This is a genomic window from Pseudomonas tructae, assembly GCF_004214895.1.
Classification (GTDB): Bacteria; Pseudomonadota; Gammaproteobacteria; order Pseudomonadales; family Pseudomonadaceae; genus Aquipseudomonas; species Aquipseudomonas tructae.
Window position 1 is genome coordinate 1,625,871 of sequence record NZ_CP035952.1, and the last position, 13,188, is coordinate 1,639,058.

13 protein-coding genes are annotated in these 13,188 nt (G+C 60.7%); all 13 read left to right on the plus strand.

The window, feature by feature from the left end; genetic code table 11:
* The first annotated feature begins 166 nt into the window (after positions 1 to 166).
* The 13 genes from tsf to lpxB all read left to right on the plus strand — a co-directional run bounded on the left by tsf (position 167) and on the right by lpxB (position 13,185).
* Positions 167 to 1,030, plus strand: coding sequence for a translation elongation factor Ts (gene tsf, locus EXN22_RS07415; protein WP_130263454.1), 864 nt, complete (start codon positions 167 to 169; stop codon positions 1,028 to 1,030).
* 180 nt (positions 1,031 to 1,210) lie between these two features.
* Entirely contained in the window at positions 1,211 to 1,954 is a 744-nt protein-coding gene (gene pyrH, locus EXN22_RS07420; protein WP_016392310.1) for a UMP kinase, read from the plus strand.
* Positions 1,951 to 2,508 carry a ribosome recycling factor gene (frr, locus tag EXN22_RS07425; RefSeq protein WP_130263455.1) on the plus strand — a complete coding sequence of 186 codons (558 nt, stop codon included), beginning with the start codon at positions 1,951 to 1,953 and terminating at the stop codon, positions 2,506 to 2,508. The genes pyrH and frr overlap by 4 nt, the downstream gene beginning before the upstream one ends.
* Positions 2,509 to 2,526: 18 nt before the next feature.
* On the plus strand, positions 2,527 to 3,282 hold the full coding sequence (gene uppS, locus EXN22_RS07430; protein ID WP_130263456.1) for a polyprenyl diphosphate synthase: 756 nt from the start codon (positions 2,527 to 2,529) through the stop codon (positions 3,280 to 3,282).
* Positions 3,282 to 4,097 (plus strand): phosphatidate cytidylyltransferase, encoded by an 816-nt coding sequence (locus tag EXN22_RS07435; RefSeq protein ID WP_130263457.1) that lies wholly within the window; start codon positions 3,282 to 3,284, stop codon positions 4,095 to 4,097. The genes uppS and EXN22_RS07435 overlap by 1 nt, the downstream gene beginning before the upstream one ends.
* On the plus strand, positions 4,094 to 5,284 hold the full coding sequence (gene ispC, locus EXN22_RS07440; RefSeq protein WP_130263458.1) for a 1-deoxy-D-xylulose-5-phosphate reductoisomerase: 1,191 nt from the start codon (positions 4,094 to 4,096) through the stop codon (positions 5,282 to 5,284). Before EXN22_RS07435 ends, ispC begins: the two co-directional genes overlap by 4 nt.
* Positions 5,285 to 5,341: 57 nt before the next feature.
* Positions 5,342 to 6,694: an RIP metalloprotease RseP gene (rseP, locus tag EXN22_RS07445; protein ID WP_130263459.1), complete on the plus strand. Its 1,353-nt coding sequence runs from the start codon at positions 5,342 to 5,344 to the stop codon at positions 6,692 to 6,694.
* 74 nt (positions 6,695 to 6,768) lie between these two features.
* Positions 6,769 to 9,129 (plus strand): outer membrane protein assembly factor BamA, encoded by a 2,361-nt coding sequence (bamA, locus tag EXN22_RS07450; protein WP_130263460.1) that lies wholly within the window; start codon positions 6,769 to 6,771, stop codon positions 9,127 to 9,129.
* A gap of 44 nt (positions 9,130 to 9,173) precedes the next feature.
* Positions 9,174 to 9,677: an OmpH family outer membrane protein gene (locus EXN22_RS07455; RefSeq protein ID WP_038996736.1), complete on the plus strand. Its 504-nt coding sequence runs from the start codon at positions 9,174 to 9,176 to the stop codon at positions 9,675 to 9,677.
* A gap of 2 nt (positions 9,678 to 9,679) precedes the next feature.
* A complete protein-coding gene (lpxD, locus tag EXN22_RS07460) occupies positions 9,680 to 10,735 on the plus strand; it encodes a UDP-3-O-(3-hydroxymyristoyl)glucosamine N-acyltransferase (RefSeq protein WP_130263461.1) in 1,056 nt (351 codons plus the stop codon).
* 110 nt (positions 10,736 to 10,845) lie between these two features.
* Entirely contained in the window at positions 10,846 to 11,286 is a 441-nt protein-coding gene (gene fabZ, locus EXN22_RS07465; RefSeq protein WP_130263462.1) for a 3-hydroxyacyl-ACP dehydratase FabZ, read from the plus strand.
* Positions 11,283 to 12,059 carry an acyl-ACP--UDP-N-acetylglucosamine O-acyltransferase gene (lpxA, locus tag EXN22_RS07470; RefSeq protein ID WP_130263463.1) on the plus strand — a complete coding sequence of 259 codons (777 nt, stop codon included), beginning with the start codon at positions 11,283 to 11,285 and terminating at the stop codon, positions 12,057 to 12,059. The genes fabZ and lpxA overlap by 4 nt, the downstream gene beginning before the upstream one ends.
* Position 12,060: 1 nt before the next feature.
* Positions 12,061 to 13,185: a lipid-A-disaccharide synthase gene (gene lpxB / locus EXN22_RS07475; protein WP_130263464.1), complete on the plus strand. Its 1,125-nt coding sequence runs from the start codon at positions 12,061 to 12,063 to the stop codon at positions 13,183 to 13,185.
* The last annotated feature ends 3 nt before the right edge of the window (positions 13,186 to 13,188 follow it).

The window sequence follows — 13,188 nt, forward strand, 5'->3', positions numbered from 1 at the left end:
ACGCGAAAAGGGGGCTTTGCCCCCTTTTTGCCACCTTGAAATCCTCTTGTCAGTATCGCCGTTGCAATCTTGTTACCGCATGAGTGCTGATGAGTGGATTTACAGAATTGAACGCCCGTCAAGTATCGGGTGGAATGGTTGAAAACCTATCCAAGAGGAATTTGAAATGGCAGAGATTACTGCAGCACTGGTCAAAGAACTGCGTGAGCGTACCGGCGAAGGCATGATGGATTGCAAAAAGGCCTTGACCAAGGCTGGCGGCGACATCGAAAAAGCCATTGACGACATGCGCGCTTCGGGCGCCATCAAGGCCGCCAAAAAGGCTGGCAACGTTGCCGCTGAAGGCGCAATCGCCATCAAGGCCGACGACAAGTCCGCCGTCCTGCTGGAAGTCAACTCGCAGACCGACTTCCTGGCTCTGCAAGATGACTTCAAAAACTTCGTCGCTGAAAGCGTTGAACAGGCTTTCGCCGAGAAGCTGACCGATGCCGCTCCGCTGATCGCTTCCCGTGAAGCAGCGCGTGAAGCCCTGGTTGCCAAGGTTGGTGAGAACGTCAACATCCGTCGTCTGGTACGTGTTGAAGGTGACGTTGTCGGCACCTACCTGCACGGCAACAAGATCGGTGTTGCTGTTGTCCTGAAGGGCGGCGACGTCCAGCTGGCCAAAGAAATCGCCATGCACGTGGCTGCCAGCAACCCAGAGTTCCTGAATCCATCGGAAGTCTCCGCTGAAGCAATCGAGCGCGAGAAGGCTGTGTTCCTGCAGCTGAACGAAGAGAAGATGAAAGGCAAGCCTGAGAACATCGTCGCCAACATGATCGACGGTCGTATCAAGAAGTTCCTGGCCGAAGCTTCGCTGGTCGAGCAAGCCTTCGTCATGAACCCGGAAGTCAAGGTCGGCGATCTGGCCAAGAAAGCCGGTGCTGAAATCGTTTCCTTCACCTACTTCAAAGTAGGCGAAGGCATCGAGAAGCCAGTCGACAACTTCGCTGAAGAAGTTGCCGCACAGCTGGCTGCTGCCAAGCAGTAAGACAGACTCACCTCTGTCGCCCCCAAGAGGCTGCCCGCTCACGCGCGCAGCCTCTTTGTCAAAGCGCGAGCGGTTTACGAGACCGCTTGGCGCTGGCGCAGTCGCTGCGCCACGCTACAGTTAGCAGGCTGAAAACAGCCGGCCCAGATTTTTATACAAACGCCGCAGGAGAGATTCGCAATGGCTCAGCAGGGCAGTGGTTATCAAGCTCGCTATAAACGCATTCTACTCAAGCTTAGCGGCGAGGCCCTGATGGGCTCGGAAGAGTTCGGGATCGACCCCAAGGTCCTGGATCGCATGGCGCTGGAAGTCGGCCAACTGGTCGGCATTGGTGTTCAGGTAGGCTTGGTGATCGGTGGTGGCAACCTGTTCCGTGGCGCGGCGCTCAGTGCAGCCGGCATGGACCGCGTCACTGGCGACCACATGGGCATGCTGGCGACGGTAATGAACGCCCTGGCCATGCGCGATGCGCTGGAGCGGGCGAACATCACCGCGATCGTCATGTCGGCGATTTCCATGGTAGGTGTTACCGATCACTATGATCGTCGCAAAGCCATGCGTCACCTGAACGCCAAAGAAGTTGTGATCTTTGCTGCCGGTACCGGCAACCCGTTCTTCACTACCGACTCCGCAGCCTGCCTGCGCGCCATCGAAATCGATGCTGATGTGGTATTGAAGGCAACCAAGGTCGATGGTGTATACACTGCAGATCCATTCAAAGACCCGCATGCCGAGAAGTTCGATCATCTGACCTACGATGAAGTACTGGATCGCAAGCTGGGCGTGATGGACCTGACGGCAATCTGCCTGTGCCGCGACCACAAGATGCCACTGCGCGTCTTCAACATGAACAAGCCCGGCGCCCTGCTGAACATCGTGCATGGCGGCGCGGAAGGAACTCTGATCGAGGAAGTTCAAAAATGATCAACGAAATCAAGAAGGACGCGCAAGAGCGCATGCAGAAATCGCTGGAATCCCTGGCGCACGCCTTTAGCCGAATTCGTACCGGCCAGGCGCACCCTAGCATTCTGGAAGGTGTCATGGTGCCTTACTACGGTGCCGATACGCCGATCAAGCAAGTGGCCAGTATCACCGTGAAAGATGCGCGTACCCTGCAGGTCGTGGCATTCGAGCGCAACATGTTGGGCGCAGTCGACAAGGCGATCGGCAGTGCAGGCCTGAACCTCAATCCGACCAACCTGGGCGAATTGCTGCTGATTTCCATGCCGGCCCTGACTGAAGAGACCCGCAGGGGCTTCACCAAGCAGGCGCGCGACGCCGCTGAAGACGGTCGTATTGCCGTGCGCAATATCCGTCGTGATGCGCTGAGCCAGCTCAAGGATCTGGTCAAGGAGAAGGAGATCAGCGAAGACGACGAGCGTCGCGCCGCTGATGACATCCAGAAGCTGACTGACAAATTCGTGGCCGAGATCGAAGTTGCCGTCAAGCAGAAAGAAAAGGACCTGATGGCCGTTTAAGGGCCGGGACTTTTTTTAATGGAAAAGACCAAGCAAGGTGTGTCCCCGACGGTGCCGCGCCATGTCGCGATCATCATGGATGGGAATAATCGCTGGGCGAAGAAGCGTCTGTTGCCCGGTGTAGCCGGGCACAAGGCCGGTGTGGATGCGGTGCGCGCGGTCATCGAGGTGTGCGCCGAGGCCAAGGTCGAGGTGCTGACCCTGTTCGCCTTCTCCAGTGAAAACTGGCAGCGCCCGGCCGAAGAGGTCGGGGCGTTGATGGAGCTGTTCTTCTCGGCCTTGCGCCGGGAAGCCAAGCGCCTCAATGACAACAACATCAGCCTGCGTATCATCGGTGATCGCTCACGCTTCCACCCTGAGCTGCAGGCTGCCATGCGCGAGGCCGAAGCGCTTACCGCAGGCGCTAACCGCTTCATTCTGCAGATCGCTGCCAACTATGGCGGTCAGTGGGATATCGCCCAGGCCGCCCAGCGCCTGGCGCGTGAAGTCCAGGCCGGTCACCTGCGTCCGGAGGACATCACCCCCGAGCTGCTGCAGACCTGCCTGGCCACGGGTGACCTGCCGCTGCCCGACCTGTGCATTCGTACCGGCGGAGAGCGCCGCATCAGCAATTTCCTGCTGTGGCAACTGGCTTACGCCGAGTTGTACTTTTCCGACCTGTTCTGGCCGGACTTCAAACACGAGGCCATGCGTACCGCGCTGGCCGATTTCGCTTCGCGCCAGCGCCGCTTCGGGAAAACCAGCGAGCAGGTTGAAGCTGGAGCCCGTGCTTAATGCTTAAACAACGCATTATTACTGCGCTGATCCTGTTACCGATCGCCTTGGGTGGCTTCTTCCTGTTGAACGGTGTTGATTTCGCTCTGTTCATCGGAGTGGTGGTGACCCTGGGGGCCTGGGAGTGGGCACGCCTGGCCGGTCTGGTCGCGCAAACCCTGCGGGTCGCCTACGCTGCGGTGGTCGCAGGGTTGCTGATGCTGCTCTATCTGATGCAGGAGCTGGCGCCCTGGGTGCTGGGGGCTTCGGTACTGTGGTGGGGGCTGGCAACCTGGTTGGTGCTGACCTACCCGCGCAGCAGCGAGCTGTGGGCCAGTGCTGCCTGTCGCCTGCTGATCGGTCTGCTGATCCTGCTGCCAGCCTGGCAAGGCCTGGTGCTGCTCAAACAATGGCCGCTGGGCAACTGGCTGATCATGGCGGTGATGGTGTTGGTCTGGGGGGCGGACATCGGTGCGTACTTCTCCGGCCGCGCCTTCGGCAAGCGCAAGCTGGCCCCGCAGGTCAGTCCGGGCAAGAGCTGGGAGGGCGTCTATGGCGGCCTCGCCCTGAGCCTGGTGATCACTGCGGCAGTGGGTCTGTACCGCGGCTGGAGCGTTGGCGAGTTGATGCTTGGCCTGTTCGGCGCCGCCGTCGTGGTGCTGGTCTCGGTGGTCGGTGACCTGACCGAAAGCATGTTCAAGCGTCGCTCGGGGATCAAGGACAGCAGCAACCTGCTGCCTGGTCACGGTGGCGTACTGGATCGCATCGACAGCCTGACCGCCGCGATCCCGGTATTTGCGGTGCTGCTCTGGGCAGCCAATTGGGGCGTGATGTGAGCGGGGTGCAGCGTATTACCGTACTGGGTGCGACCGGCTCGATCGGTCTGAGCACCCTTGATGTGATTGCCCGTCATCCGGATCGCTACCAGGTGTTCGCCCTGAGTGGCTACTCCCGCCTGCAAGAGCTGCTGGCGTTGTGCTTGCGTCATGCTCCGGTGTTTGCCGTGGTGCCTTCGGCCGAGGCTGCGCAGCAGTTACGCGAAGGCCTGGCGGCTGCGGGTTCGGCCACTGAGGTGCTGGTCGGTGAAGCAGGCCTGTGCCAGGTGGCCGCTGCTGCCGAGGTCGATGCGGTCATGGCCGCGATCGTCGGCGCCGCCGGCCTGCGGCCAACCCTGGCGGCGGTCGAGGCGGGCAAGAAGGTGTTGCTCGCCAACAAGGAAGCACTGGTGATGTCCGGCGCCTTGTTCATGCAGGCGGTGCGGCGCAGTGGCGCGGTGCTGCTGCCGATCGACAGCGAGCACAATGCGATCTTCCAGTGCCTGCCGGGTGATTATGCTCGCGGCCTGGCCCAGGTTGGGGTACGCCGCATCCTGTTGACTGCCTCGGGCGGGCCGTTTCGCGAAACGCCGATGGCCGAGCTCATGGATGTCAGTCCGGAGCAGGCTTGCGCCCATCCGAACTGGTCCATGGGGCGCAAGATCTCGGTTGACTCGGCCAGCATGATGAACAAGGGCCTGGAACTGATCGAGGCGTGCTGGCTGTTCGATGCACGACCCAGCCAGGTCGAGGTGGTGGTGCACCCGCAAAGCGTGATTCACTCGCTGGTCGACTATGTTGACGGTTCGGTGCTGGCCCAGTTGGGCAACCCGGATATGCGTACACCGATCGCCAGCGCCCTGGCCTGGCCGGAACGTATCGATTCGGGTGTGGCGCCACTGGACCTGTTCGCGGTTGCGCGCCTGGACTTCAAGGCGCCGGACGAGCAGCGTTTCCCTTGCCTGCGCCTGGCCCGTGAGGCCGCAGAGGCGGGCAACAGCGCGCCGGCCATGCTCAACGCGGCCAATGAAGTGGCGGTGGAGGCTTTTCTCCAGCGGCGCATCCGCTTCCCGGAGATCGCGAGTATGATCGAACAAGTGCTCGATCAGGAGCCGGTGGTTGCAGTCGAGTCGCTCGAAGCGGTGTTTGTCGCCGATCAGCGCGCGCGGCAACTGGCCGGACAATGGTTGGCTCATCACGGCCGCTGAGGTCTGGCGCTTTAGTGCGTCGGGCGCGGTGCCGCTGAACGTCATTCGGAGAAAGACATGAGTGCGCTCTACATGATTATCGGCACCCTGGTGGCATTGGGTGTGCTGGTCACCTTTCACGAATTCGGCCACTTCTGGGTGGCCAGGCGTTGCGGCGTCAAGGTTTTGCGTTTTTCCGTAGGCTTTGGCCCGGCGTTGCTGCGCTGGCATGACCGCCATGGCACCGAGTTCGTGGTCGCGGCCATCCCGTTGGGCGGCTATGTGAAGATGCTCGACGAGCGTGAAGGTGAAGTGCCTCGCGATCAGGCTGAGCAATCCTTCAACCGCAAGAGTGTGCGTCAGCGTATTGCGATCGTTGCGGCGGGGCCGGTTGCCAACTTTCTCCTGGCTATTTTCTTCTTCTGGATCCTGGCCATGGTCGGTACCCAGCAAGAGCGCCCGGTCATCGGTGGGGTCGAGGCCGGCAGTATTGCCGAAGTGGCCGGGCTCAAAGCCGGTCAGGAAATTGTTTCGATTGATGGCAAGCCAACCAGCGGCTGGGCAGCGGTCAATCTGCAGCTCATCCGCCGCCTGGGCGAGAGTGGCCAGTTGCACATCAGTGTGCGTGACGAGGGCGCGACGGTCGACAGCCCTCATGTGCTGACCCTGAACAACTGGCTCAAGGGTGCCGACGAGCCGGATCCGATCCGTTCGCTGGGCTTGCGCCTTTGGCGTCCGGCGTTGCCGCCAGTGCTGGCCGAACTTGATCCGAAAGGCCCGGCCCAGGCGGCAGGGCTTAAGACCGGCGACCGCCTGCTGACCCTGGATGGTCAGGCGTTGAGCGACTGGCAGCAAGTGGTCGATACCGTGCGTGGTCGTGCAGGCAGCAAGATCGTCCTGGGCATCGAGCGTGACGGTGCGCCACTGCAACTGCCGGTCATTCTGGCCAGTCGCGGTGAAGGTGCTTCGGCCAAGGGCTATCTGGGGGCCGGGGTCAAGGCAGTGAAGTGGCCGGATGCCATGCTGCGCGAGGTCAGTTACGGGCCGCTGGAGGCTGTAGGGGAGGGGCTTTCACGGACCTGGAACATGAGTGTCCTGACCCTCGAATCGCTGAAGAAAATGCTGTTCGGCGAGCTCTCGGTAAAAAACTTGAGCGGACCGATAACCATTGCTAAAGTGGCGGGCGCTTCGGCCCAGTCCGGCGTTGGAGATTTCCTGAATTTCCTCGCCTACCTGAGCATTAGCCTGGGGGTTCTTAACTTGCTGCCCATTCCTGTACTGGATGGGGGGCATTTGCTGTTCTACCTGATTGAGTGGGCGCGTGGTCGTCCGCTCTCGGATCGGGTGCAAGGTTGGGGGATCCAGATCGGTATCAGTTTGGTAGTCGGGGTGATGTTGCTTGCCCTGATCAACGATTTGGGTCGACTGTAACGCTTCGCTCAATTGCGAACCTGTCGCGTCCCGCGACGGGTCGTTTATTGCCAGTTGGAATAAGAAAGGACTTCATGAAACGTCTGCTGCTAACTGCGGTTCTCGCCGTACTGATGATCGCTGAAGTTCACGCCGAGTCCTTCACCATCTCCGATATTCGTGTCAATGGTCTGCAGCGGGTTTCCGCGGGCAGCGTTTTTGGTGCCTTGCCATTGAACGTCGGCGATGAGGCCGATGACCGGCGCCTGGTGGAATCCACCCGGTCCCTGTTCAAGACCGGTTTCTTCCAGGACATCCAACTGAGCCGGGACGGCAACGTCCTGATCATTACCGTGGTCGAGCGTCCTTCGGTGTCGAGCATCGAGATCGAAGGCAACAAGGCGATCAGCACCGAAGACCTGATGAAGGGCTTGAAACAGTCCGGTCTGTCCGAAGGTGAAATCTTCCAGCGTGCCACCCTTGAAGGTGTGCGTAACGAGCTGCAACGCCAGTATGTTGCCCAAGGCCGCTACTCGGCCGAGGTTGACGCCGAAGTGGTGCCGCAGCCGCGCAACCGTGTGGGCCTGAAGATCAAGATCAACGAAGGCACCGTTGCCGCGATCCAGCATATCAACGTGGTCGGCAACACCGTCTTCCCTGATGAAGACCTGATCGGCCTGTTCGAACTCAAGACCACCAACTGGCTGTCGTTCTTCAAGAACGATGACAAGTACGCCCGCGAAAAACTTTCCGGTGACCTGGAGCGTCTGCGTTCCTACTACCTGGACCGCGGCTACATCAACATGGACATCGCTTCCACCCAGGTGTCGATCACCCCGGACAAGAAGCACGTCTACATCACCGTCAACGTCAACGAAGGCGAGAAGTACACCGTTCGTGACGTCAAGCTCTCCGGTGACCTCAAGGTGCCGGAAGACCAGGTCAAGTCGCTGCTGCTGGTGCAACCGGGCCAGGTGTTCTCGCGCAAGGTGATGACCACCACCTCCGAGCTGATCACCCGCCGTCTGGGTAACGAAGGCTACACCTTCGCCAACGTCAACGGCGTGCCGCAGCCGCATGATGACGATCACACCGTCGATATCACCTTCGTGGTCGACCCGGGCAAGCGTGCCTACGTCAACCGCATCAACTTCCGCGGCAACACCAAGTCCGAAGACGAAGTGCTGCGTCGCGAGATGCGCCAGATGGAAGGCGGCTGGGCTTCGACCTACCTGATCGACCAGTCCAAGACCCGTCTGGAGCGCCTGGGCTTCTTCAAGGAAGTCAACGTCGAAACCCCGGCCGTACCGGGTACCGACGACCAGGTCGATGTCAACTACAGCGTTGAAGAGCAAGCCTCCGGTTCGATTACCGCCAGCGTCGGTTTCGCCCAGAGCGCCGGCCTGATCCTCGGTGGTTCGATCAGCCAGAACAACTTCCTGGGTACCGGTAACAAGGTGTCCATCGGCCTGACCCGCAGTGAATACCAGAGCCGCTACAACTTCGGCTACGTGGACCCCTACTGGACTGCCGACGGCGTCAGCCTGGGCTACAACGCCTTCTATCGCACCACCGACTACGACGACCTCGACGTCGATGTGGCCAGCTACGCGGTCGATAGCCTGGGTGCTGGTGTCAGCGTCGGCTACCCGATCAGCGAAACCTCGCGCCTGACCTTCGGCCTGACCGTACAGCAGGACGAGATCAAGACCGGTAAATACACCGTCGACGAGATCTTCGACTTCGTCAAAGACGAAGGCGACAAGTACCTGAACTTCAAGGCGTCGGCCGGCTGGTCCGAGTCGACCCTGAACAAGGGCGTGCTGGCCACCCGTGGTCACTCGCAAAGCCTGGTGCTGGAAGCCACCACTCCGGGTAGCGACCTGTCGTTCTTCAAACTCGATTACCGTGGCCAGCTGTTCAAGCCGATCACCAACGACTACACCCTGCGCCTGCACACCGAGCTGGGCTATGGTGACGGTTTCGGTTCGACTTCCGGCCTGCCGTTCTACGAGAACTACTATGCGGGTGGTTTCAACTCGGTACGTGGTTTCAAGGACAGCAGCCTGGGGCCGCGTAGTACCCCGAGCCGTGGTTTTGACAAGACCGGTAACGAAGGCACCATTGCCGACCCGGACCAGGATCCACTGCCGTTCGGTGGTAACGTCCTCGTTCAGGGTGGTGTAGAGCTGCTGTTCCCGCTGCCGTTCGTCAAGGACCAGCGCTCGCTGCGCACCTCTGTTTTCTGGGATGTGGGTAACGTTTTCGACACCAACTGCGGTTCCAAGCCGGACTGCGAGAAGGTCGGCCTGTCGGGCCTGGCCAGCTCCGTCGGCCTGGGCGTAACCTGGATTACTGCACTCGGTCCGCTGAGCTTCAGCCTGGCGATGCCGATCAAGAAGCCGGACGAAGCCGATACCCAGGTGTTCCAATTCTCTCTGGGTCAGACCTTCTAAGGTCTGCCCCTTGCTAACGACAACGGATTCTGTAGGAGTGCATCGTGCGTAAGTTGACTCAACTGGCAGTACTGGCTGCGACCCTGATCGCAACCCCGGCTTTCGCCGAAATGAAGGTAGCGGTGCTGAACTATCAAATGGCCCTGCTGGAGTCGGACGCGGCGAAGAAGTACGCCGTTGATGCCGAGAAGAAGTTTGGTCCGCAACTGACCAAGCTGAAGAACCTGGAAAGCAGCGCCAAGGGCATCGCCGACCGCATTCGTGCCGGTGGCGACAAGATGGCCCAGCCTGAGCGCGAGCGCCTGGAGCTGGAATACAAGCAGAAAGCCCGTGACTTCCAGTTCCAGTCCAAGGAACTGAACGAGTCCAAGGCCGTAGCCGATCGCGAAATGCTCAAGCAACTGAAGCCAAAACTCGACGGCGCGGTTGAAGAAGTGATCAAGAAAGGCGGTTTCGACCTGGTTCTCGAGCGTGGCGCGGTGATTGATGTCAAACCTCAGTACGACATCACCCGCCAGGTCATCGAGCGTATGAATCAGTCCCGTTGATCATGACCGTGACCATGAAACTCGGCCAGCTGGCCGAGTTCCTCGGCGCCACCCTCAGTGGCCCCGAGGAGCTGGAGATCACTGGCCTGGCGACCCTTCAGGAAGCCGGGCCGGGGCAGTTGAGCTTCCTCGCCAATCCACAGTACCGCAAGTACCTGGGTGACAGTCACGCAGCAGCGATCCTGCTCAAGGCAGACGACGCCGAAGGCTTTGCCGGCAATGCGCTGATCGTTCCCGACCCGTATCTCGCCTATGCGCGCATCTCCCACCTGTTCGATCCAAAGCCCAGGGCTGTAGCGGGAGTTCATCCCAGCGCCGTGGTAGCCAGCGATGCCCAGGTGGATGCCAGTGCCAGTATTGGTGCCTGCGCGGTGATCGAGAGCGGTGCGCAGATCGGTCCGGGCGTGACCATTGGTGCCCAGTGCTTCATCGGTGCACGTTGCGTGATCGGTGAGGGCGGCTGGTTGGCCCCGCGGGTAACCCTGTACCACGACGTGCGCATCGGCAAGCGGGTGGTGATCCAGTCCGGCGCGGTGATCGGTGGCGAAGGCTTCGGCTTTGCCAATGAGAAGGGCGTGTGGCAAAAGATCGCCCAGATCGGTGGCGTGAGCATCGGTGACGATGTCGAGATCGGGGTCAATACTGCGGTTGACCGCGGCGCCCTGGCCGACACCCGTATTGGTGACGGGGTAAAACTCGACAATCAGATTCAGATCGCCCATAACGTGCAGATCGGCGATCATACGGCGATGGCGGCGTGCGTCGGTATTTCCGGCAGTACCAAGATCGGCAAGCACTGCACCATTGCCGGCGGTGTCGGCATGGTTGGGCACATTGATGTCTGCGACAACGTTTTCGTATCCGGCATGACCATGGTCACCCGCTCGATTACCGAGCCGGGCGCTTATTCTTCCGGTACGGCGATGCAACCGCTGGGCGAGTGGCGCAAAAGCGCTGCACGAATTCGCCAGCTGGATGAGATGTCAAAACGCCTTCAACAGCTGGAAAAGCGTATCGCCGCCGTGACCTCCGGCGATAATGCTTCATCAGAAGGCTGATACCATTTCCTGATCAAGCGTGAGCAGCCCTAGACTGTCTCTTTGATTTGCTAAAGGAGCGCCGTGTGAAAACCGGCGCTCCCTATCTTTACTACAGGCTTCCCCCCGAAATGATGGACATCAACGAGATTCGCGAATACCTGCCTCACCGTTACCCGTTCCTGTTGGTGGACCGGGTAGTGGAACTGGACGTCGAGGCCCAGCGCATTCGTGCCTACAAGAATGTCAGCATCAACGAACCTTTCTTCAATGGTCACTTCCCGGCGCACCCGATCATGCCGGGTGTGCTGATCATCGAAGCCATGGCCCAGGCGGCCGGTATCCTTGGCTTCAAGATGCTCGACGTGAAACCTGCGGACGGTACCCTGTACTACTTCGTCGGTTCCGACAAACTGCGCTTCCGCCAGCCAGTGCTGCCGGGTGACCAGTTGATCCTCGAGGCCAAGTTCATCAGCTGCAAGCGCCAGATCTGGAAGTTCGCATGCCAGGCGTCGGTCGATGGCAAGCCGGTATGCTCGGCCGAGATCATCTGTGCGGAACGTAAACTATGAGTTTGATTGACCCTCGGGCAATCATCGACCCCTCGGCAAAGCTTGCCGAGGGTGTCGAGGTAGGCCCTTGGTCGATCATCGGTGCCGGGGTAGAGATCGGCGAGGGGACCGTCATTGGTCCGCACGTGGTTCTCAAGGGGCCGACCCGCATCGGTCGGCACAATCGCATCTACCAGTTTTCCTCGGTGGGCGAAGACACCCCTGACCTCAAGTACAAGGGTGAAGCCACGCGCCTGGTGATCGGCGATCACAACGTGATCCGCGAGGGCGTGACCATCCACCGTGGCACCGTGCAGGACCGCGCGGAAACCACCCTGGGCGATCACAACCTGATCATGGCCTATGCCCACATCGGCCATGACAGCGTCATTGGCAACCATTGCATCCTGGTCAACAACACCGCATTGGCGGGCCATGTGCACGTGGACGACTGGGCGATCCTCTCCGGGTTCACCCTGGTGCATCAGTTCTGCCATATCGGCGCCCACAGCTTTTCCGGCATGGGCACGGCGATCGGCAAGGATGTACCGGCCTATGTCACCGTGTTCGGCAACCCGGCCGAGGCGCGCAGCATGAACTTCGAGGGTATGCGCCGTCGTGGTTTCAGCGAAGACGCTATTCATGCCCTGCGCCGGGCCTACAAGGTGGTCTACCGCCAGGGCCTGACTGTCGAGCAGGCGATTGCCGAGCTGGCAGAGCCTGCTAGCCAGTTCCCTGAAGTCGACGTGTTCCTCAAGTCGATCCAGAACTCCACCCGCGGCATCACCCGCTGATATGGCCGAGCTTTGTGTAGCGCTGGTGGCGGGAGAGGCCAGCGGCGATATTCTCGGCGCCGGGTTGATGCGCGCGCTCAAGGCGCGTCATCCGCAGGTGCGTTTCATTGGCGTGGGTGGGCCGTTGATGCAGGCAGAAGGCCTGACCTCGTACTTCCCGATGGAGCGTCTGGCGGTGATGGGCCTGGTGGAGGTGCTAGGGCGCCTGCGCGAGTTGCTCAAGCGCCGCAAGGAGCTGATCCAGACCCTGATCGCCGAGCGCCCGGACGTGTTCATCGGCATCGATGCGCCGGATTTCACCCTCAACATCGAACTGAACCTGCGCAAGGCCGGGATCAAGACCGTGCATTACGTCAGCCCGTCGGTATGGGCCTGGCGGCAGAAGCGCGTGCTGAAGATTCGCGAAGGCTGCGACCTGATGCTCACGCTGTTTCCGTTCGAAGCCCGGTTCTATGAAGAGAAGGGCGTGCCGGTGCGCTTTGTCGGTCATCCGCTGGCCGACAGCATCCCGCTGGACGCTGACCGTGCCGCTGCCCGTGAACAGCTGGGCCTGCCAGAGGGGCCGTTGGTTGCCCTGATGCCCGGCAGCCGTGGCGGTGAGGTTGGCCGCCTGGGTGCGCTATTTCTCGATACCGCCCAGCGTCTGCGCGAACTGGTGCCTGGGGTGCGTTTCGTTTCCCCTTGCGCCAATGCCGAGCGTCGTGCCCAGCTTGAGCAGATGCTCCAGGGCCGCGACTTGCCAGTGACCCTGCTCGACGGTCGCTCGCATCAGGCCCTGGCCGCCTGCGATGCGGTGCTGATCGCCTCCGGAACCGCGACCCTTGAAGCCTTGCTGTTCAAGCGGCCGATGGTGGTGGCCTACCGTTTGGCGCCGCTGACCTACTGGATTTTGAAACGCCTGGTTAAAAGCCCGTACGTATCCCTGCCCAACCTGCTGGCCCAGCGCATGCTGGTGCCCGAGTTGCTGCAGGAAGCAGCCACCGCCGAGGCCCTGGCCCAGACCCTGGCGCCACTGGTGCGCGGTGGTGTGCAACAGACCGAAGGTTTTGACCAGATCCACCGTACCTTGCGCCGCGATGCCTCGAACCAGGCAGCTGACGCGGTGCTGACCCTGCTGGAAAGCTGATAG

What these genes read in the sequence shown, in the direction of transcription:
- tsf (WP_130263454.1), top strand. Translation starts at nt 167, where the DNA reads ATGGCAGAGATTACTGCAGCACTGGTCAAAGAACTGCGTGAGCGTACC.
- pyrH (WP_016392310.1), top strand. Translation starts at nt 1,211, where the DNA reads ATGGCTCAGCAGGGCAGTGGTTATCAAGCTCGCTATAAACGCATTCTA.
- frr (WP_130263455.1), top strand. Translation starts at nt 1,951, where the DNA reads ATGATCAACGAAATCAAGAAGGACGCGCAAGAGCGCATGCAGAAATCG.
- uppS (WP_130263456.1), top strand. Translation starts at nt 2,527, where the DNA reads ATGGAAAAGACCAAGCAAGGTGTGTCCCCGACGGTGCCGCGCCATGTC.
- EXN22_RS07435 (WP_130263457.1), top strand. Translation starts at nt 3,282, where the DNA reads ATGCTTAAACAACGCATTATTACTGCGCTGATCCTGTTACCGATCGCC.
- rseP (WP_130263459.1), top strand. Translation starts at nt 5,342, where the DNA reads ATGAGTGCGCTCTACATGATTATCGGCACCCTGGTGGCATTGGGTGTG.
- bamA (WP_130263460.1), top strand. Translation starts at nt 6,769, where the DNA reads ATGAAACGTCTGCTGCTAACTGCGGTTCTCGCCGTACTGATGATCGCT.
- lpxD (WP_130263461.1), top strand. Translation starts at nt 9,680, where the DNA reads ATGACCGTGACCATGAAACTCGGCCAGCTGGCCGAGTTCCTCGGCGCC.
- fabZ (WP_130263462.1), top strand. Translation starts at nt 10,846, where the DNA reads ATGATGGACATCAACGAGATTCGCGAATACCTGCCTCACCGTTACCCG.
- lpxA (WP_130263463.1), top strand. Translation starts at nt 11,283, where the DNA reads ATGAGTTTGATTGACCCTCGGGCAATCATCGACCCCTCGGCAAAGCTT.
- lpxB (WP_130263464.1), top strand. Translation starts at nt 12,061, where the DNA reads ATGGCCGAGCTTTGTGTAGCGCTGGTGGCGGGAGAGGCCAGCGGCGAT.